The 20,244-nt window shown below is 43.4% G+C and carries 18 protein-coding genes; 1 reads left to right on the forward strand and 17 read right to left on the reverse strand.

The annotated features are described in order from the left end of the window. Positions 1-5 precede the first annotated feature (5 nt). The 16 genes from WA352_RS08600 to WA352_RS08675 form a co-directional block, all read right to left on the reverse strand. The gene (locus tag WA352_RS08600) at positions 6-281 is read right to left on the reverse strand and encodes a monovalent cation/H+ antiporter subunit F (protein ID WP_004656203.1); all 276 of its coding nucleotides are present in this window, start codon (positions 279-281) and stop codon (positions 6-8) included. After that, positions 278-805: a Na+/H+ antiporter subunit E gene (locus WA352_RS08605; RefSeq protein ID WP_005314959.1), complete on the reverse strand. Its 528-nt coding sequence runs from the start codon at positions 803-805 to the stop codon at positions 278-280. The genes WA352_RS08600 and WA352_RS08605 overlap by 4 nt, the downstream gene beginning before the upstream one ends. After that, entirely contained in the window at positions 805-2,616 is a 1,812-nt protein-coding gene (locus WA352_RS08610; protein ID WP_005314962.1) for a monovalent cation/H+ antiporter subunit D, read from the reverse strand. The genes WA352_RS08605 and WA352_RS08610 overlap by 1 nt, the downstream gene beginning before the upstream one ends. After that, positions 2,616-2,984: a Na+/H+ antiporter subunit C gene (locus WA352_RS08615; protein WP_004656199.1), complete on the reverse strand. Its 369-nt coding sequence runs from the start codon at positions 2,982-2,984 to the stop codon at positions 2,616-2,618. The genes WA352_RS08610 and WA352_RS08615 overlap by 1 nt, the downstream gene beginning before the upstream one ends. Further along, positions 2,977-5,829, reverse strand: coding sequence for a monovalent cation/H+ antiporter subunit A (locus WA352_RS08620; RefSeq protein WP_005200479.1), 2,853 nt, complete (start codon positions 5,827-5,829; stop codon positions 2,977-2,979). The genes WA352_RS08615 and WA352_RS08620 overlap by 8 nt, the downstream gene beginning before the upstream one ends. 254 nt (positions 5,830-6,083) lie before the next feature. Next, positions 6,084-7,466: an AAA family ATPase gene (locus tag WA352_RS08625; protein WP_005314966.1), complete on the reverse strand. Its 1,383-nt coding sequence runs from the start codon at positions 7,464-7,466 to the stop codon at positions 6,084-6,086. A 24-nt stretch (positions 7,467-7,490) separates the two neighbouring features. Further along, positions 7,491-8,993, reverse strand: a complete 1,503-nt coding sequence (locus WA352_RS08630) for a UvrD-helicase domain-containing protein (RefSeq protein ID WP_005314969.1) — start codon at positions 8,991-8,993, stop codon at positions 7,491-7,493. Between the two features lie 9 nt (positions 8,994-9,002). Next, positions 9,003-9,770 (reverse strand): bifunctional phosphoribosyl-AMP cyclohydrolase/phosphoribosyl-ATP diphosphatase HisIE, encoded by a 768-nt coding sequence (gene hisIE / locus WA352_RS08635; RefSeq protein ID WP_005314971.1) that lies wholly within the window; start codon positions 9,768-9,770, stop codon positions 9,003-9,005. Between the two features lie 79 nt (positions 9,771-9,849). Beyond that, a complete protein-coding gene (locus WA352_RS08640) occupies positions 9,850-10,272 on the reverse strand; it encodes a hypothetical protein (RefSeq protein WP_005314975.1) in 423 nt (140 codons plus the stop codon). 39 nt (positions 10,273-10,311) lie between these two features. After that, positions 10,312-10,704: a VOC family protein gene (locus tag WA352_RS08645; protein ID WP_336142103.1), complete on the reverse strand. Its 393-nt coding sequence runs from the start codon at positions 10,702-10,704 to the stop codon at positions 10,312-10,314. A 12-nt stretch (positions 10,705-10,716) separates the two neighbouring features. Next, the gene (locus WA352_RS08650) at positions 10,717-12,033 is read right to left on the reverse strand and encodes an FAD-dependent oxidoreductase (RefSeq protein ID WP_005314979.1); all 1,317 of its coding nucleotides are present in this window, start codon (positions 12,031-12,033) and stop codon (positions 10,717-10,719) included. Between the two features lie 134 nt (positions 12,034-12,167). Next, the gene (locus WA352_RS08655) at positions 12,168-12,767 is read right to left on the reverse strand and encodes a cytochrome b (RefSeq protein WP_005314980.1); all 600 of its coding nucleotides are present in this window, start codon (positions 12,765-12,767) and stop codon (positions 12,168-12,170) included. A gap of 240 nt (positions 12,768-13,007) precedes the next feature. Beyond that, on the reverse strand, positions 13,008-14,627 hold the full coding sequence (locus WA352_RS08660) for an ABC1 kinase family protein (RefSeq protein WP_004802347.1): 1,620 nt from the start codon (positions 14,625-14,627) through the stop codon (positions 13,008-13,010). Positions 14,628-14,639: 12 nt separating this feature from the next. Beyond that, positions 14,640-15,320 carry a ubiquinone biosynthesis accessory factor UbiJ gene (locus tag WA352_RS08665; protein WP_004802349.1) on the reverse strand — a complete coding sequence of 227 codons (681 nt, stop codon included), beginning with the start codon at positions 15,318-15,320 and terminating at the stop codon, positions 14,640-14,642. A 10-nt stretch (positions 15,321-15,330) separates the two neighbouring features. After that, entirely contained in the window at positions 15,331-16,272 is a 942-nt protein-coding gene (gene ubiE / locus WA352_RS08670) for a bifunctional demethylmenaquinone methyltransferase/2-methoxy-6-polyprenyl-1,4-benzoquinol methylase UbiE (RefSeq protein WP_005314987.1), read from the reverse strand. A 204-nt stretch (positions 16,273-16,476) separates the two neighbouring features. Next, the gene (locus tag WA352_RS08675; RefSeq protein ID WP_005314990.1) at positions 16,477-17,184 is read right to left on the reverse strand and encodes an FFLEELY motif protein; all 708 of its coding nucleotides are present in this window, start codon (positions 17,182-17,184) and stop codon (positions 16,477-16,479) included. 210 nt (positions 17,185-17,394) lie between these two features. On the opposite strand from WA352_RS08675, the gene pap reads away from it, so the two are divergent. Next, complete coding sequence (gene pap, locus WA352_RS08680) at positions 17,395-18,813, forward strand: polyphosphate:AMP phosphotransferase (protein ID WP_005314992.1); 1,419 nt, start codon at positions 17,395-17,397, stop codon at positions 18,811-18,813. 28 nt (positions 18,814-18,841) lie between these two features. Here the strand turns inward: pap and WA352_RS08685 are convergent, their stop codons facing one another. Beyond that, entirely contained in the window at positions 18,842-20,134 is a 1,293-nt protein-coding gene (locus tag WA352_RS08685) for an MFS transporter (protein ID WP_005314994.1), read from the reverse strand. Positions 20,135-20,244 lie beyond the last annotated feature (110 nt).

Raw genomic sequence — 20,244 nt, forward strand, 5'->3', positions numbered from 1 at the left:
GCTCCTTAGTCAATTACATGACCCGTAGTGAAGTAACGAGCAAGCGCGGCAGTAGAAACAAAGCCGAGCATTGCAACCAATAGCGCACCTTCGAATAGATTAGTGCTGACCCAATAAATGCCTAAAACCACGATCAGACAGGTCGCATTTAGAAATAAAGTATCGAGTGCCAAGAGTCGATCAATCACTGAAGGGCCCGCAATCAAGCGAATCAAGCACAGAAACATAGAGATGGTAATGGCAATTAAACCGATACCCAATGCATAAGGCAAAATGGTCATTTATTTGCTCCTTCTGTAATCTTGACATTAAAGATTTCGATTAAAGGCATTTCATAGCGTTTTTTAATGTCTTGAATATCCAGTTCGGTATTATCTGAACTGAGTGCATGCACCAGAATATCTCCACGTTCCTGATCGATTCCGGCTGAAACCGTGCCAGGTGTGGTGGTGATAATCATCGCCAGCAAAGTATTCACTTGTTCATGTTCAGTTTCCAATGGAACGCGATACCATTTAGGGTGTAATTGATCCATTGGACCAAGCACCATTTTGGCAACACGGAAGTTGGAAATGACAATATCCCACAGTACTACAAAGACCAGTTTAATCGCAGGAAGCCAATGAATATGCGGTGTTCTGGCAATAAATGGACTGACCAAACGTGCGATCACAACAGCTAGAATCAACGCCATTAAAATATCGGTCAGATCCAGACTATGCGCCAGCATCAACCAACTCAAGAAAATCAGCACCGACACAAATGGATGTGGGAACCAACGCTCAAGCAAAGATAGTTTTTGCATCAGTGATCCTCCATTGGCTTTAACTGTGTGCTATTCGGAATGGTTGGTGCTTCGAGGACTTGCTCCGCAATTTGACGCTGCTTATATTCAGAAATATGTTCGCCTTGTAGGGTTGGCTTAGAAATAATATCTGGAATCAGCAAGGCGTTCGGATCTTCAACTTCACCACCATACTTGGTTTCAGGTAAGTAGCTTGGATCATAAGGCTGTACGCTGATCGGGCGACCTTGTGCATCATGTTTCAGAATGGTCTGGTTATAAAGCGCGTGATTCTGAATTTGCTGTGCTGTTGCAAGCGTATAGTTCTGAATCGGCGCTGCACAAACTACATAAAGCATTAATGCACCAAGTAAAATATAGATCGCAGTATCATTACGCTTCGGCGCAAGCTCAGGGAGGGCTTGATATTCAGCATAAGCCGCTTCCTTCTGGTCTTCTTCAGGTGGTGTTGCACGCCAGAACAAAATAAAGCCAACGCGTGTCATCGCAATAATGCTGAGCAAGCTTACAATCAGAATCACTGCGATGATCCAGCCTTGATATGGTGTCTCAGCAGTGGCTTGCAAGATGAAGACTTTACCTAGAAAGCCGCTGAATGGAGGTAAACCTGCCATCATTAAGGCGATGGTAAAGTAAGTAAAAGCAGCCGCTTTTTCCTGTTTGATTCGTGGTGCAACTTTTAAATGATCTTTAAAAGCACCACGTTGCGAGGTCATCCAGCCACAGAATAAATAGAAAGCTGCTGCGATCAAGGTACTGTGAACTAAATAATACAGTGCTGCGGCCCATGCCTGTGTATTGAACATGGCAATTGAAATCAGCAGTGTACCAATCGATGACAGCACCATGAAGCCAACAAAACGGCGTAAGCGTTCAGCGCCAATTGCACCAATCACACCATAAAGGGAAGTCACCAAGCCAATGATCAATAAGCAGTTCTTGAAAATGCTTTGTGCCATGGCATCATCAAACACAGTGCCATTGACACGTAAAATGGCATAAATACCCACTTTGGTCATAATGGTAAAAATCGCAGCAACCGGTGTGCTTGCAACCGCATAGGTTTTCGGCAACCAGAAGCCAACAGGCAACATCGCAGCTTTAATACCAAACACCACAAACAGCAATAGTCCACCTGCAACGGCAAGCTTGTGCTGATCACCATCTAAGCTTGATACCAGACGGCCGACATCAGCCATGTTCAAGCTGCCGACACTGCCATAAATCATGCCTAGACCAATCAGGAATAGGGCAGAGGCCAGCAAGTTAATGGTGACGTAATGCACCCCAAGTTGAAAACGTGGACGACCTTGACCGTGCAGTAACAGCACATAAGAAGCCATCAGCAGGATTTCGAAGAAGACGAATAAGTTGAATAAGTCGCCTGTCAGGAATGCACCTGTGATTCCCATGAGCAGGAAATGCACCATGGTATGGAAATAGCGCCCACGGGTATCCCAGTTCTCACTGGCATACCAAATCACGGGTACTGCAAGAATATAGGTTAGGACCAACATAAAGGCAGATAGGCGATCAAGGACTAAGACAATCCCGAATGGCGCCGACCATTCACTGAGCTGATAAACTGTAATTTGGCCTGTGCTGGCAATACTCAGATAGCTGATTGCCGTGATTAAGCCCAAAACTGCCGAAGCAATACTAATCCCGCGACGCCAAGGTTGACGCCAATCTTGCTTTAAAGAACCTGAACCTGGATTGCCCAATAACACCAGAATAAAACTGGTGAATGCTGGAATTAAGATACTGATAATTGGAGCGTGAGCGTGCCAGAAACTGTAAAAATCAAACATTATGGCTCATCCTCACGTGGGTCATAAGTCAAGGTGGGTTCTTCTTTCGAGTCGACATGGTCTGTACCAGATTCATAACGACTGCGTAGGGCAAGTTGCACGATAAAGGCGGTGGTGGCAAAGCCAATTACAATCGCCGTTAATACCAGTGCTTGAGGGAGTGGGTCGGTCACTTTGGTGGCCTGAGTCAACACCGCGGGTGCATTGATTTGCAGACGGCCCATGGCAAACAGGAATAAGTTCACGGCATAGCCAATCATGGCCAAACCAAGGACCACTGGAAATGTTCTAGCACGCAGAATCAAATAAATACCTGTTGCAGTGAGTAAGCCAATCCCTGACGCGAGTAAAAATTCAATACTAATCATTTTGATTATCTCCACCTGGGATCGGACCAGCCATACTAGAGTGACGAGAGTCTCCGAGTACGGAGATCAACAACATGGCAGCCCCTACAACGGTAATGTAGACCCCTGTATCAAATGCGACTGCAGAGGCAAGATGCATTTTTCCAAGCAATGGGGCTTCTACATAAATATGTGCACTGGTGAGGAAAGGGCGAGCCCACAACCACGCGATAATACCGGTGAGACCTGCAATGGTTAAACCCGCACCAATCCATAACTCATAAAGACGACCTGATTTGGCTTTGATCATCTGTTCGGTTTGATCTTGACCCAATACGATGTACTGAATAATCAGTGCCATTGAGGTAATCAAACCTGCAATAAAGCCACCGCCCGGAAGATTATGCCCACGCATAAAGATGTAGACGCTGACCACCAAGGCCAGTGGCAAGATCCATGACGCCGTGATACGGAACATCAATGGTGAAGGGTTAAAACGATAGGTTAAGCCTTGGGTCATGGTGGTCCCGTGTGCACGCATACCATCCATCAGACAAAGTGCACCAATCGCAGCAATGCCGAGTACGGTAATTTCACCGAAGGTATCGAAACCACGGAAGTCAACCAAGATTACATTGACCACATTTGAACCACCGCCCAGCGGAATCGCCTGTTGTAAAAAGAACCATGAGATTGAATTGTGATCGCGAGTTAACAGCAACCAGGTAATCCAACCAATACCTAAACCACCTGCGATGGCAAGGCTGGCATCTCGCCAACGGCGTGAACGGCTTGATTCGTAAGGGGTGAGTTGTGGTAGTAAAGACAAACTCATCAGTAATAAAACAGTGGTCACCACATCAACTGTAATCTGTGTCAATGCCAAGTCAGGTGCTGAGAGGGTCACAAAAACCATCGTGACCACCAAACCGACTGCACCACTGATCAGGACGGCTTTGATACGTTCATGATGGAACCACAGCATCATCCAGCAACCTGAGAACAGGGTAAGCCAGAGTACAATCGCCACCCAAGGTGCATGGGTCAGTTCACGTGTGCCAGTGGTTAAGCCTTGGTTGAACAGTGGTAAGCCGACCATGATGATGCTAAACAACACAATCCAGAGGATATAGCTTTGCAAAGAACCATTTTCGGTCTTTTGCTTAATCTTGCGGCTGATCAGTAATAAATTTTTCAAGAATAGATCAAACAGAATCTTGCCTTGGAATTTTCCAAGATAAGGATCTAAGTCGATTTTACGAATGCGCCCATCTTTTGCCAATACAAAATAGAAAATCGATCCGCCAATCAGTGCAATCAAACTCATGATGAGAGGGGCGTTAATGCCATGCCAAATCGCAAGATGAACGCCTTCAAATTCAGGCTGTGCCAAACTTGCACGAGTGACGCTGTTGACCATTGTCCCTGCAAATAGGGCAGGGAGGATACCGACCAAAATACAGAGTGTTGCCAAAATAATGGCAGGTAAGCGCATGCCTAAATGTGGTTCGTGTGCATCTTTATTCGGTACGTGTTTGCCAATCGGGCCATCAAAAAACACACCATGAACGAGACGAATTGAATAACTGACTGCGAAAATACCAGCAAACGTTGCGACGATAGCTGAAATCACCATCACTGGACCAGATAAGTTGGCCAATAACTCAGTAAAGAACATTTCTTTCGAGATAAAGCCATTGGTCAGTGGTACACCCGCCATTGAGGCAGCGGTGATCATGGTGAGAGTGCCTGTAAATGGAAGCAGTTGCCAGATGCCACTGAGCTTGCGTAAATCGCGTGTGCCCGTTTCATGGTCAATAATCCCTGCAATCATGAACAATGCCGCTTTAAAGGTGGCATGGTTGATGATGTGGAAAATTGCGGCAGCAACCGCCAATGGCGAGCCAATACCGAGTAAACATACGATTAAGCCTAAATGACTAATGGTTGAATAGGCCAAAAGTCCTTTCAGGTCTTCTTTGAAAATGGCAAAACCTGCGGCCATACACAAGGTGAATAGACCGACAAAAGTCACGATATTGTGATACAGCGCAGCACCAATAAAAATAGGAGCTAAACGCGCTAATAAGAAAATCCCTGCTTTGACCATGGTTGCAGAATGTAGATAGGCTGACACAGGAGTCGGCGCTGCCATCGCATTCGGTAACCAAAAATGGAAGGGGAACTGAGCACTTTTGGTGAATGCACCTAACAGGATCAGCAATAATGCAGGAACAAATAGCGCATGTTGCTGAATGGTATCCTTCATCAACACCAACTCATCAATCTGATAAGTGCCAGTGATTTGTCCAATCAGTACAAAGCCACCCAGCATGGCCAAACCGCCCATGCCTGTGATGGTGAGGGCCATACGGGCGCCACGTTGCGCTGCCTCGTATTGACTCCAATAACCAACAAGCAGGAACGAGGAGATACTGGTCAGCTCCCAGAACACCAATAAGATGATTAGGTTATTTGAGAGTGAAATCCCCAGCATGGCTGCCATAAACAGCATCAACAGCTGGTAGAGTTTACTCAGAGAATTTTTAGGACTGAGATAGTAATAGGCATAAATATAAATCAGGGTGCCGATACCGCTAATCAGCAGACCAAACAATAAACCTAATGCATCTAGGCGAAAACTCAGATTAATTCCAAGCTGTGGAAGCCAGTCCCAGCTTTGTTGCAGGGTATTGCCCTGAAGAACCGTTTCTGCCTGAGTTAAAAGTAAAATAAAACAACTAAGGCTGATGCCAATCGCCCCAAGTGCCGTCACGCCACGCGAAATACGCTGTAATTGTGAGACAAGGGTGGTGCCGAGTATGAGCGGTAATAAGATAATAATCGGTAGCACACTGGTATCCATGTCGATGATTTAGGTCGAAGACCTAAGGGGTGAATTTTCTTTCAAGACTTACAGGCACTCAAAGAGAATACCAAAAACTTTAAATCTTGAAGCCCAATCAAGTTAACGGAGGCAGCAAGTTGTATTGCACAACTTGAAAATAAAAAATACGATTTATTTTACTATAAAAAATCAGCAAAAATCTGATGTTATTACATGAAACAAACAACATCATTTGATTGATAATATTTCAATTTCTGTCTTTTGATACGTCTTTATAAGGGCGTTTCTTGCGGTGTATCATCTATCTTGAGCAGGTGGAGTAAATTGTTCTTTTCTTGTTCGTTTAAATCCTGAATTTGTTGGAATAAATCATCGACTTTGCTGGTCAGTGGATCGGCTTGCAGCAAGGTTTGGGCTTGCACGGAATGTGCTGTTTCAGTCTGGGTGAGACCTTGATATAAATTTGAAAGCTGTTGTTGAGATGCCTCTAAATTGAGTTGGTAAACACCTTTTTGATCTAATTTTAAGCACTGGTAATGTAATGCATGCTCAAGCAAGGCATCTCGATTGCCTGTGACAATGATTTGTAGACGTGGAAAAGCTTGATGCAGACGCTCCAAAATTTCCGCACAGTGATTCTGATCGAGTTGATTATCAATTTGATCAATCAATAGAATCCCTTCACCTTCTAAGCAAGGATTAAAACAATGCTGATTCAGCAAGCAAAACCGACGACTAATGTCTCCAACTAATGCAATCCAAGTTTTGAGTGAAGCAGAGAGCTGTTGAAAAGGAATCAACTGATCGTGATAACGCACCATTAATTGTAACTTTGGCACATACTGAATATAAATATCGCTTAATTCAGGGAAAACCGTATGTAAGCTGTTTTTCAAAGCATAAAGATTGGGTGCAGAGAGTTGCTTCGGATGATTAATCAGTTCTTGTTGTAATTCTTGCAGTACTTCTGATTGATTTTGTTGATTAAAATCATTGCCCATCAAGCGTCTAACGATATGGGCTGAATGTGCATTTTCGACATCGCTGATTTCACGTAGCCACTCAAAAAAACGGGCAAACGTAGTATAGGGTACAGCAGTTAAATCGTAGGCCGAAATTTCCTGTAATGTCCCTGGGGTATTTTTGCTTTGTAAATTGATGTCTTGGACAAATCGTTCGGCAGGATAATAGGCAATCAGTGGAAGTCCGAATAAAGGATCTTGCAACCCCGTTTTTTGATATAGCGTGACCATTTGATCAAGCTGTTGGGTCTCCACTTGGCTAATCCCAACGCCTTGACTGTTAAATGTTTTATAGAGTTTCCATGCACAAGTTTGCGTGTCGGTCTGTTGTGATGAACTACTTTCAGCCAAAGAGCCACTCAGTTCACCGCTCATTCGGACTTGAATTTGAATTTTTGCCTGTAAGCGATTCAGCATAATGTCTTGATCAGCAATCACCACGCCTGCAGTACGAATATCCTTATAGCGTGCAGAAAACCAAGTCAGGCTTTGATAGATATTTTTTAAAATCGTACTTTTGCCTGTGGCTTGATCACCCAAAATCAGGGTAATAGGAGAGCGCTCAGGTTGAAATTCGAGATTTAAATCCCGAAACATCCCGATGTGTTTAAATAGAACCGATTCAAGCTGCATAAGCTGACCTCAATCATAAGCGCTTTAACCTGCTGACTGACGAAGACTTGAGGGGGCGCACCGTTTTAATTGTTGTATTAAGTCGTATAAATGATGAATATTTAAACTTACTTTAGCACGCGTGCAGGCCACGTAAAGTAGTCTTAGCTCTTCATCTGTAATTTTATGTTCTAGTCCATTTATTTTAAATTGGTAATCGTCTTCGATATGCACACGATTCCATTCCAAACCTTTGGCTTTATGTGCCGTTGAAATCACATAATCGGCCTGTTCAATCGGGGTGATTTTTGCCAGTGCCTTCTTAAGTGGATCAGTACCATGATCATCAACTAGCTTGACTAAGGGCTTGATATCACTGCCATCATTGGTTTCACAATATTCGTGTACATCATGCCAAGAGTTAAACCAAGCCAGCTCAGGAACATCGGTAATTCGTTTGCCTTGTTTCAATAAACTTGCTGCATCGACAAAACGACTTAGTTTCTGCTGGTCCGCTTGTAAGCCGACTTTATCACCATTGACGAGACCAGAGAGTAATAACTCCATGGCACGGGCGTTAGTCCGACAAAGGATTGCATCGCGCATCTTGGTATGCGGTTTATTCACCACACTTGATTTCTGGTTTGGATTCCCTAACAGGGGTACCGTTTCATTCAGCGCACCGAGTAAGCTGTTGGCGACATCTGCAATGGCATCGCCAAAACGAAAAGAGGTGGTTAAACGACTTTCAGGCAATGGCATTTGTTGCATGGCATTGATTGCTCCACGCCATGCGTAAATTTGTTGGTGTGCATCACCGACATAAATGACTTGGGTACTTTTCTGACGCAGTAAAATACCAAGCATCAGTGGATCGGCATCCTGTGCTTCATCAAACAACACATAATCCGCAGGAATATTTGGTTCTGATAAAGCCCAAAGCTTTAAGTAGATATCGTGTCCAATACCTGCTTGATGATTGGGATCAATTGATTCGAGCCAACGTCGTTCCACCGCCGGGTAGAGATGTTGTTGTAAGGCTTCGATATCGTCTAGATGTAACCAGCTCGGTGCTTGAATATGCCGAGGAGCTGGATACTGTGAACTGGTTGAGCAGAAGTAGCTCACGGCATTGGCAACTAAGCTGGCCAAACGACTTGGCATCAACACGTATTTTTCGTAACGCCCACCCATGAGGCGACGTAGCGTAATTGGCTCTAGACGGTATTCTTTGGCAATGAAGCTTGGGCTTAATCGTGGTAAGCGTAATTTGTCGGTCACGCCACGCGGTGCACTGCGAAATGCAAGCGAGTGAAAGGTTCGACAGTTTACATTGCCGTGAAATTTATTTTGTGCTTCTGAAGCGATGGCTTTGTTAAATGCCAAGTACATGCCACGCCGTTCAGGCATGGCATCGCTGATCATTTGCAGTGTTGTGGTTTTACCTGTGCCAGCATAGGCAATCACTTTAAAGGATTGACCGAGACGGGCATTGTCTATCGCAATGGCTTGCTCATAAGTGGCTTTGGGTTTTTCTATATTTGACACAGGCTCTGATTACGCTTCTTTGCTACGGTTAGCTTTTTCAACTAAACCTGATAAACCTTGACGACGTGCGAGTTCATCGAGAACCACTTGTGGCTCAAGATCGAAGTAACCCAACATCACAATACTATGGAACCATAAGTCAGCCACTTCATAAATCAGATCGTGTTTATTTTCCAGTGAAGCAAGCACGGCATAGTCTTTGGCAGCGATGATACTTTCAATACTTTCTTCGCCGACTTTTTCTGAAATTTTATTGATGCCTTTTTTGTACAGACTGGCGATATAAGAACTATCAGATTCAGCTGTTTTACGCTGTTGCATTAAGCGACCTAAATAGCTGAGTACATCGACTTGTTCACTTTGACCATGATCATGTGCTTCGGTTTTTGCTGCTGCACCATAAATAGCGGTTGGATCTTTGAGCTGAGCATCAACAATTTCCCAGCCTTGTGGCGTGAGTTTGCGATAGAAGCAAGACTCACGGCCAGTATGGCAGGCAATGCCGCCATGTTGTTCAATTTGTAAAATAATCACGTCGGCATCGCAATCCAGACGAATTTCATGCACGGTTTGAAAGTGTCCTGATTCTTCGCCCTTATGCCAGAGTTTTTGACGTGAACGTGAGTAATACACTGCCTGATTTTTTTCAGCCGTCAGTTGTAATGCCTCACGATTCATCCACGCAACCATTAACACTCGACCAGTTTGATGATGTTGTGCAATGGCAGGAACAAGACCATTGGAATCAAATTTAACTTCATCTAACCAGTTTGACATGAGTGAAAATCCATTGAGTGGAGAGCAGCTAGTGTAGCGGTTGTGGCAAGGGTTGGCTATGCTTGTTGGGTAAAAACATTTAAGAATGCGGACGAATATAGGTATTCATCAGCTGATTTTGTTCTTGTTTTAAAGAGGCAAAAGAGAGTGTAAAAAGTAGAATTGTGCTGTAGGGATAACTGGCCCAAAACCAAGCATTAATCAAGAAAAAACTCACGGCGATCAATAACCAAATTTTTAATAATATAAGCAAATATCTTTGCCTGATCGTCGCTAATAAAAGAAATGGGATACAGTCAAATAAAATGACCAACCAAAAATGAGGCCCTGATATTAATCTTCCGACTGAAGATTGAGGGCTCACTTGCCATTCAATGAGTTGATAGTGAAAATTTAGAAAACACAAAAAATTGGCAAGGCTGGGAAATAAAAACCAGCATCCTTTCCTGATCGCTTTGCCTTTATCTTGTCGATACAAAGCCCATAAAAAACTATATTTCATATTGAGCGTCTTATTTTTATTGATGAATTTTGATTTTCTTTAACTGTTGATATAGTTCGAAATTTCGATCAAGTTTTGATCAGGGTCTCGTAAATAGACCGATAAAATTTTCCCCATCGCACCCGTTCTTTCGATTGGACCTTCAATGATTTCAATTTGCTGTGCTTGGAGATGGAGATGCGCAATCACTTCATTCAATGGCGTTTCCGCAATAAAGCACAGATCCGCTGAGCCCGCAGTCGGGTGAAGTGCTTTGGGTTCAAACTCTTTGCCCACTTGATGCAGATTGATTTTTTGATTGCCAAATTGCAGTGCTTTGCGATTTTCACCGAAATGAATGACCTCAAAATTCAGGGCTGATTGATAGAACTTACAAGTTGTCTCAATATCTGCAACGGTCAGAACCAAATGATCTAGATGACGAATTTTCATATTTCACTGTGCTCATTCATATTCAGGTAGTGATTCAGTTTTAGCATTGAAAACATGATCTTTCCCAGCATATTGCGCCACTTGTTGATAATCAAGTTGCTGAAACAGTCCTGTTTTTAAGCCTGAAATGGTGATTGCCATTTCTTTACGAAAATAGGGGATTTGATACATCCATGGGAAGGTTAGGTCTCGTAAGCCACCTGCCCACCAATGATCAGATTGATACAGTGGGGTGAGTAGACGACTTAAAAATTGATAGAACTGGGTCGAGGAACGCCGTTGTTGATGATAGTGCTGCCATAGGGCTGACCAATCAATTTGCTGATTTTGTTTTGCTGCGTGTAGTGACTGTGAAAAGGCCCATGCATCCAACAAAGCCATATTGGCGCCTTGTCCCAATTGTGGACTCATGGCATGGGCGGCGTCACCGATGACACCAATTCGACCTCGCCCAAATTGAGACATCACCACATCCCGATATTGAGCGGATAACCATTGTGGTTGATTGTATTCGTTTGAGATTAACTGTTTTAACCATTCTGCGACATCAGGCCAACGATCCGCCACCTGTTTTAACCATTGTTGTTTAGCCGACTCATCTTTTAAGAATGATTGTAGTTTTGAGGTTGGCAAACTCCAAAACACGCTAGAAAGTCGTTGCTGAGGTGCAGTTGGGATGGCACCCGTAGGCAACACGCCCATCATGATTTTAGAGCGATCATAAAACTGATGCAAAATTTCAGGATCGAGTGTTGGGCATTCAGTCACGATACTCCATGCAGCGCCCCATGGATAGGCCTGATCGACTTTCACCCATGCTTGAGGGCGTAATTGACTGCGTGCACCATTGGCAATCAATACAGCATCGAAGCAGGCATCAAAACTTTGTTGCTGCTGAGAACCGAATAGACGAACTTCATTTTGCTGTTCTTGAATACGTTCAATGCTATGACCCATTCGCCATGTCACATGACTGGCATATTCAGCCAGTTTGTGGGTCAGCACATGACATAAAGTAGCGCGATGAATACCGAGGCCATAGAGATTATGGCCTGCTTGATGATAGTGACTATTCACTAGCAGGCGCTTATTGGGAAGTTGGCCTTCCAATCCTGTGACTTTGGCACCCAACTTTAAAGCATGCTCAAGCACACCGAGATGCTCAAACACGGCCAAGCCTGCAGGTTGCAGCAGTAAACCCGCACCGACGGGAGAAAGTTGATCCGCTTGTTCAAAAATGGTGACATGATTGCCTGCACGTGCAAGCAGGATTGCGGTTGCCAAGCCTGCTGTGCCAGCGCCAACAATGGCGAAATGAGGTGTTTTCATTATTTGTTCTTTTAAAGTGCTTATAGATCAGTCAATCATGATCTTAACTGATCTCGGTGATTTTTTTAAATAAAATCTATCGTGCTACAAGGTCCATGATCATCCTGCCGGTATTGAATGAATCTCAAATCGGATTATTTTAACTGATCTTTGCCTGTGGTCATCTTGATCAGGGTGCGATCTTTCTTGATATAGTGATGATAAAGTGCCGCACCTGCATGCCCTAAAATCAGTATCCAAATCAGCCATTTTCCAAGAACTTGCTTATGAATAAAATCAATCGGTTTCTCGAACTGTTCAAAACTGAGACCCATGCCTTGTGCCACCCAGCTCTGGAATAGAGTGGTATGTTCAAATTTCGGAATCTCAAACAAGAAGAAAAACTCAGTATTGACGCCTGTACCCAAATAACCTGTTAAAGGTGCAATGACCATAATGGCATATAGGGCAAAATGTCCTGCATGCGCTGCAAAGTTTGCCAAGGGGCTGGCAGGTTCTAAATGCGGCTGTGGATTGGTCAAACGCCAGATAATGCGCAGGCTAATAATCACGGCAATGCTGATACCGACAGAAAGATGAAGTTGTAAAGCCGTCCAGTTCTCAGGTGTGCCTTTTTCGGTAAACCACTGGCGGTAGTAAACACTACAGTAAGCAAGTAAAAACAGGATTGCGGTTGACCAGTGCAGCCATTTTGCAATCGAACCATAGTTATTGATGCTATTTCTTAAACTCACGCTTTTCTTCCTTTTAAATCTGTGTTGATGCACCTCAATGTTAGGTCGATGATCGTCTATCTATTTAAGGATGAAAAGTCTTTGCCTGAGGTGGACGGAAATCTTGCCTAAAATGTGATGGTTTTGCCGAAATTTCAGAAAGTGTTTAAATGGGCAAAAGGGGGGAGCTAAAAATGTTGCAGTTGCATAAAAGCAAAGGCCGTATCGATGGATACGGCCTTTGCTGTGTATATCTACTTATTATTTAGCAATGCGCCACAGTGCAATCAAGCTACTCAGTACAATCAGAATGACTGAGATAAACCATGGGCTAATAATCGCGATGGTTAACAAAATCAGCATCGTACTACCAAATATCCAGCTACGACGTTGCTGTTGTTGCATTTGTAAGCGCATTTGTTGAATTTCACGCAGTTGTTTGTCATGCCAAGCTGATTGGTTTTTTAGACCATTTAAGCTGTCAATCAATAAACCTGGAATATCTTGGGCGCCAAGTAACAGGTCCGGAATCTGTTGCCCCAGTTCTTTTACGTTTTTGACGGGGTTCATATTGGCTTTGACCCATTCGGTTAGAATCGGCTTTGCCAGTTTCCAGATATCCAGTTGAGGGTAGAGATCAGTCCCTAGACCTTCAACGTGTACCAGTGTTTTCAGCAATAACATCAACTGCGGTGGAATTTCCAAATGGAAGCGACGAGCAATATCCATCACTTGGATCAAAATGCCTGCAAAATCGAGTTGATCCATTGGTTTGGATACCATTGGACCAACGGTACGGCGCATTTCGCGTGATAATGCATCTTGATCTGTACCTGGTGGAATCCAGCCTGCTTGATGCACAATTTGAATCAATTGCATGAAGTTACTGTTCATCACCGCAAGTAGCATACGTGCAATCGTCATTTGATCGTGCTTAGACAACTCACCCATAATGGCACAGTCCAACGCGATAAAGCGTGGATTGCTTGGGTTAATGGTTTCGACAAAGACATTGCCAGGATGCATATCGGCATGGAAGAAGTTGTCACGGAACACTTGGGTGAAGAAAATGGTTAAGCCTTTTTCAGCCAGATCCGCACGATCCATACCTAAACGATCAAAGGTAGCAATATCCGAAATCGGGACACCGGTGATGCGTTCAGCCACCATCACGTCTTTACTGTCCATATAGACTTCTGGCACGTACATCATGCTTGAGCCAGTAAAATAGTGACGCATCCGGCGGGTGTTGTCTGCTTCCAGACTTAAATCAAGCTCATTTAATATGATTTGACGATAATCTTGAATAATTTCTGATAAATGCAGGGCACGCGCTGCTTCTAAACGATTTTCCAACCAATCGCCAAGCCAAGCTAGAATCTCAAAATCTTGTAAAATTTGACTGCGAATATCGGGGCGAGTGACTTTAACGACAACTTCACGACCATCATGCAACGCTGCTGTATGCACTTGAGCAATCGAAGCTGCGGCAAGCGGTTGCTCATCGAAGCGTGAGAATAAGGTTGATACATCTGCTTTGAGTGATTCTTGAATGCGCTGTTTGGCTAGCTGAGTGTCATACGGTTTGACGCGATCTTGCAATAACACCAGTTGTGATAATACTTCAGGTGGAATCAAATCACGGCGGGTAGATAGCAATTGGCCGAGTTTAATTGCTAAGGGACCCATATCCTCTAGGGCTTCTTTCAGCTTAAGCGGATTCTTTTTCTCACGACTTGACCAAGCTGCAGGATGCATTTTAATCAGGCTTAATGCATGACGAGCTTTTACTGGTAATTCTTCCGCAGGGAACAAGGTATCAAGGCGATAGTGTGCTGCAATACGCCAGAGTTCGAGTAACCGTGTAACATGCGGAATCATATAAAGTCTTACCTAGTCTTGTGTGGGTTGTTTGGTTGGATTGAATTGAGCATTGAGTTGTTGAAGCTTGGCTTCCAAACGATCAATTTCCTGATTGAGTTGGCGGGTCTCTCGATTGAGATCATCCATCTGCCAACGTGGGGCAAATAAACCGCTATCTTCTTTTAAGGCATCTTCAACGAAAAATAAATGACTTTGTAATGAACGTTTCAATTGCTTCGGTACATGTTGAATTTTACCCAACTCATGTGCCAATTGAGGGCCAATCCAAGGCGATAAATGCGCTGCGAGATCGGGCTCAGTCTGCTGCATAATTTTTTGAATATCTTGCAATAAGTGATAGTCACCTTGCAGTGGAATATTACCAATTTGATCCATATCACTGAGCAATAATTTAACCAGCTCAACTACATTTTCAACATGGAGTGTTGCAGTTGCATCCGTGATTTTATCTTGAGGATCAAACGGGCGTTGTTCAAAAATAGAAGAAGTTTGACTCTGTCCCGTCACGGTCGGTTCTAGGCGAACTCTATTTTCATCAAAAAACACATCAACCGAGAGTTGTGGACTATCGATCACAACACGTAATAATTGACCTTGTAACTGATTGATTTGAATACGAGTGATCGCATCCAAATCAATCACATGATGAATGATACGTTCGACTGCACCGAGTGCTAAAATCGACCACATATCTTAAACCTTAAAGTTTGAATCCGCGGTGAACAGCAACGATACCACCGGTTAAGTTGTGGTAATCACAGCTTTGGAAGCCCGCATTTTCCATCATACCTTTGAGGGTACGTTGGTCTGGATGCATACGAATTGATTCAGCAAGATATTTATAGCTTTCAGCATCATTGGCAACTAATTTGCCCATAATGGGTAATGCGGTGAATGAATAAAGATCGTAGAGCTTTGAAAATGGTTCAAATACAGGTTTAGAGAATTCGAGAATGAGTAAACGACCACCTGGCTTCAAGACACGGTACATGGCTTGGAGTGCTGCATCTTTATCGGTCACATTACGTAAACCAAAACTGATGGTTAATAAATCAAAACTGTTGTCTGCAAATGGCTCGAGCGTTTCAGCGTTGGCAAGCACGAAATCAACATTGGTACAGCCTGCATCAATGAGGCGATCACGACCAACATTTAACATTGATTCATTAATATCTGAAAGAACCACATGACCTTGTGGACCCACTTCACGGCTAAATACTTTTGCTAAATCACCTGTACCACCTGCGATATCCAGCACGTGTTGACCACGACGAACACCTGACATATTAATGGCAAAACGTTTCCAAATACGATGGATACCAAATGACATCAGGTCATTCATGATGTCGTATTTGCTAGCAACCGAGTGGAACACTTCTGCAACTTTTTGTGCTTTATCATCACTATTTACGGTTTGGTAACCAAAGTGTGTGGTTGCACCTACGTTGCCAGTGTTGGCGCCACGCGGTAAGTTATATTTTGGGATAGAAGTTGTTGAGGTCTGAGCTGCACCTTGTTGGATCGGTTGCTGTTGACCTTGTGGTGTGCCTTGTGGAAGGGGCGTGTTTAAGAAAGGGCTGACTTTGTCTGAACTTGGGTTTTGCTCAACTTCTGGGGTAGGCTGTTGGTTTTCGTTAGACATAGTTTTCTCCTAAACTTTCGCTCTAGCGGCACGAATCAGCAAGCATGATGACAGATTTTGTATTTTTTTACAGGCTTTCGCATGTAATTGTTATGAATAATATACAGAAAGTCACTTTCTCAAAAGTGTTTTTAATCGCGTTATTGATTTGAAAAATAGTGTGCTCTGAGCTACTTGAGAATAGCTCAGAACGTAAGACATGGACTAATTGCGGAATGGATTTGGGTGTCCTGCATGAACGCGATCAATGATCTCACGCTCTTTTTCAGTAAAGGTTTGAATGAACGCCGCTGCAGATTTCATTGGTTTCATTGCCGCAAAACCTTCTTGGATAAACTCATACATGCCATCAAAGTGGTATTTATGTGCCAAGCCTTTACACATTTTAAAGGTCGCATACATCATGGTTGAACGCATATATTTATCGAGTGTTACACCCAACTCATCGAGTAAACGCAATTGTTCATAACGTGCGTCACCTTGATCAAGTTTAACCAACGTATCGCGCATGATCTCATCGGTGAGTGGCGTATCGGCAGGATAGTCGGCTAATAACTGCTGTGCAACCTGTTCATCTAATTGAGTTGCCAACACAGCCAGACTAACGGATTTGGTTCCTGTCTTAATCCCATTTTCAGGCACAAACTTTTCGACTTTATGTGCGAATTTTAATAAACGTTCGATTTGTTGTGCTAGAGCATCAAAGTCGGGTCCACCATAAAGACGTTTGAGAAAATATTGGGCCATCAATTGATTTTCAGGGCGAGCAAAAAATTCTTGGTGAGTATGCGCAATACGCTCTTTCATCCAGGTTTGAACTTCATGTAAACGTTGTTCAAGCACAGCATCATTATGATAATTAAAAGCTTTGTATTGGAGTAATAGATCATCAAAGGCAGAGAGTTTTGACATATATAAACTTAATTAAAATGAAACAGTAAAATCATAGGCTGCATCATAACGGAGAACCATGACAGCATAAACTCTAAATGTTTAACAATTGGTCACTATAACAGTACACCTAAATGAATCTACAGAAACTGTACAAGGGTTTTTCTGGGATTAACTTAGTTTTGGCTATACTCATTTTTAATATTAATAATGAGCCGCTTAGAGCAATATATGAGTAAACAACAGCCAATATTTGAATTGCGTGATGAAGACGAACTTTCTTTAGAATTGATTGAAGCACAATACGCCTTAAAAAATAGCCGTGATAAGAAAAATGCTAAAAGTGTATTGGTTTTAGTGAGTGGAATTGAGCTGGCTGGTAAAGGTGAGGCGGTTAAACAATTACGAGAATGGTTAGATCCTCGCTATTTACGTGTGAAAGCGGATGCTCCTCAGCTCTTATCAAATAATCAAACCTTCTGGCAGTCTTATACCCGTTTTATTCCTGCGGAAGGGCAAATCGTGGTGATGTTTGGTAACTGGTATAGCGACCTTTTAACTACCGCAATGCATGTGTCCAACCCTTTGGATGAAAATTTGTTTGATGCTTATGTTGAGCAGATGCGAGCATTTGAACATGATCTGCAAAATAACCACGTTCATATCGTTAAAGTCTGGTTTGATTTATCTTGGAAATCGCTACAAAAGCGTTTGGATCAGATAGACGCTTCTGAGCAGCGTTGGCATAAATTACATGGTTTGGATTGGCGCAACAAAAAGCAGTACGACACCTTACAAGGTTTGAGTCAGCGCTTTACCGATGATTGGTATATTGTCGATGGTGAAGATGAAAAACATCGTGATCAATGTTTTGCTCAATATTTACTACAGACTTTGCAAGAGCTACCTGAGCATCAAACTAAAGTCACGCAGAAATGGCAGCAAGCTACGATCCCCAAGGCCTTACTTGAACCTGAACAAGCCAGTTTAGAAAAAGATGACTATAAAGAAGAGCTAAGTAAGCTCACCAAAAAAGTGGCAGATACCTTGCGTTATGACGAGCGTAAAGTGGTGATCGCCTTTGAAGGGATGGATGCGGCGGGTAAAGGTGGTGCGATTAAGCGCATCGTGAAAAAGCTCGACCCTAGAGAATATGAAATTCATACCATTGCAGCCCCTGAGCGTTATGAATTGCGCCGTCCTTATTTGTGGCGTTTCTGGAGCAAGTTGAATGATGGCGGCAAGATCACCATCTTTGACCGTACCTGGTATGGTCGAGTATTGGTTGAGCGGATTGAAGGTTTTGCTTCTACAGTTGAGTGGCAACGTGCTTATAACGAAATTAACCGCTTTGAAGAAAACTTAGTCGATAGCCAAACGGTGATTGTTAAAATTTGGCTGGCAATTAGTAAAGATGAGCAAGCGCTGCGTTTTAAAGCACGTGAACAAACACCACATAAACGTTTTAAAATTACTGAAGAAGATTGGCGTAACCGTGACAAATGGGATGATTATCTTAATGCCGCTGCAGATATGTTTAAACGAACCAATACGGATTATGCACCGTGGTATGTGATTGCAACCGATGATAAGTATTCAGCACGAATTGAAGTATTAAAAGCGATTCTAAAACAACTCAAGGCGGACTAATCTGCCTTGAGTTGCTGTTGCATTTAAATTAATTGTTATTTGCCAATTGTGGCGCTGTACGCGGTTGTTGGCGGAAAACAATTAAGGTGGCAATCAAACTGGTGATCGCAGCAAACATTAACCAGAAGGCTGGCATACTTTTATTGCCTGATGTTTGTACCAGAAAGGTAGCAATCATTGGGGTCAGACCACCAAAAATAGAGGTGGCGAAGCTATAGGCAACCGAGAATCCTGCAATTCGCACTGAACTTGGCATCATTTCGGCCAGAGAAACCACCAAAGCACCATTATAGAAGCTATACAGTAATGAGAACCACAATAACACCATCAACATATGTGACAGGCTAATGGTATGCGTCAGCCAAGTCAGTAGTGGATAGGCACTGATAAAAATTAAGACTGTGGTGGTGATTAAAAGCGGTTTTCGACCAAACTTATCTGAGAGATGTCCACCAATAGGCAACAGGATAAAGTTACTCACACCGACCATAATGGTGGCAATCAAACTTTCTGCACGGGTTAGATTCAAGACTTCTTTGCCGTAGGTTGGAGTGTAGACGGTAATGAAATAAAACATGGTGGTGGTGGTCGCCACCATACACACACCCGCCAATACAATTTTCCAGTTTGCCGCTAAGGTACTCAGAATCTGTCGTGTCGTTGGATGCTCTTTACGAGAGGCGAAGGCTTCTGTTTCAACCAGTGACTTACGCAACCAGAAAATAAAGGGGATGATGGCACAGCCAACAAAGAATGGAATTCGCCAAGCCCACGCATCGACCTGAGCTTTGGTGAACACCACACTGACGATATAACCTAAAATGGCAGCAAAAATCACCGCAACTTGCTGACTTGCTGATTGCCAACTGGTAATAAAGCCACGGTTATGCGGTTCCGCAATCTCGGCTAAATAAACTGAAACACCCCCTAGTTCAACCCCCGCAGAGAAGCCCTGAGCTAGACGTCCCACGAAAATCAACACGGTTGCGGCAAAGCCAATACTGGTGTAACTCGGTGTGAAGGCAATGATTAATGAACCGAAGGCCATAATACTCAGGGTCACCATCAGGCCACGCCGACGACCAATACGATCGACATAAGGGCCAAGCACCAGGGCGCCGATTGGCCGCATCAGAAAACTGACGGCAAATACGAGGAAGGTTTTCATCAGCGCGGCATAGCTGCTGTCTGAATGGAAAAAGGTTTCACCTATGGCTTGTGCGTAGAGTCCGAACAGGAAGAAGTCGTATTGTTCAAGGAAGTTCCCGCTGGTCACGTTGAAAATTGAACGGACCCGAGAAGGAGATTGGCTAGTTTGCACAACGACGCTCCATCATCTATTTATCATCGAGATGTGGAGGTTAAAAATACAATCTTTATCAAAGCTTAAAAAATTAAGTGAATATTAACGTATTTGTGTGGTTTTTTTAT

Source organism: Acinetobacter sp. 102, assembly GCF_037028485.1.
Taxonomy (GTDB): domain Bacteria; phylum Pseudomonadota; class Gammaproteobacteria; order Pseudomonadales; family Moraxellaceae; genus Acinetobacter; species Acinetobacter higginsii.

Bases quoted from the DNA above. Each gene is read 5' to 3' on its own strand.
- WA352_RS08600 (WP_004656203.1), bottom strand. From the start codon at position 281: ATGACCATTTTGCCTTATGCATTGGGTATCGGTTTAATTGCCATTACC.
- WA352_RS08605 (WP_005314959.1), bottom strand. From the start codon at position 805: ATGCAAAAACTATCTTTGCTTGAGCGTTGGTTCCCACATCCATTTGTG.
- WA352_RS08610 (WP_005314962.1), bottom strand. From the start codon at position 2,616: ATGTTTGATTTTTACAGTTTCTGGCACGCTCACGCTCCAATTATCAGT.
- WA352_RS08615 (WP_004656199.1), bottom strand. From the start codon at position 2,984: ATGATTAGTATTGAATTTTTACTCGCGTCAGGGATTGGCTTACTCACT.
- WA352_RS08620 (WP_005200479.1), bottom strand. From the start codon at position 5,829: ATGGATACCAGTGTGCTACCGATTATTATCTTATTACCGCTCATACTC.
- WA352_RS08625 (WP_005314966.1), bottom strand. From the start codon at position 7,466: ATGCAGCTTGAATCGGTTCTATTTAAACACATCGGGATGTTTCGGGAT.
- hisIE (WP_005314971.1), bottom strand. From the start codon at position 9,770: ATGTCAAACTGGTTAGATGAAGTTAAATTTGATTCCAATGGTCTTGTT.
- WA352_RS08640 (WP_005314975.1), bottom strand. From the start codon at position 10,272: ATGAAATATAGTTTTTTATGGGCTTTGTATCGACAAGATAAAGGCAAA.
- WA352_RS08645 (WP_336142103.1), bottom strand. From the start codon at position 10,704: ATGAAAATTCGTCATCTAGATCATTTGGTTCTGACCGTTGCAGATATT.
- WA352_RS08650 (WP_005314979.1), bottom strand. From the start codon at position 12,033: ATGAAAACACCTCATTTCGCCATTGTTGGCGCTGGCACAGCAGGCTTG.
- WA352_RS08660 (WP_004802347.1), bottom strand. From the start codon at position 14,627: ATGATTCCGCATGTTACACGGTTACTCGAACTCTGGCGTATTGCAGCA.
- WA352_RS08665 (WP_004802349.1), bottom strand. From the start codon at position 15,320: ATGTGGTCGATTTTAGCACTCGGTGCAGTCGAACGTATCATTCATCAT.
- ubiE (WP_005314987.1), bottom strand. From the start codon at position 16,272: ATGTCTAACGAAAACCAACAGCCTACCCCAGAAGTTGAGCAAAACCCA.
- WA352_RS08675 (WP_005314990.1), bottom strand. From the start codon at position 17,184: ATGTCAAAACTCTCTGCCTTTGATGATCTATTACTCCAATACAAAGCT.
- pap (WP_005314992.1), top strand. From the start codon at position 17,395: ATGAGTAAACAACAGCCAATATTTGAATTGCGTGATGAAGACGAACTT.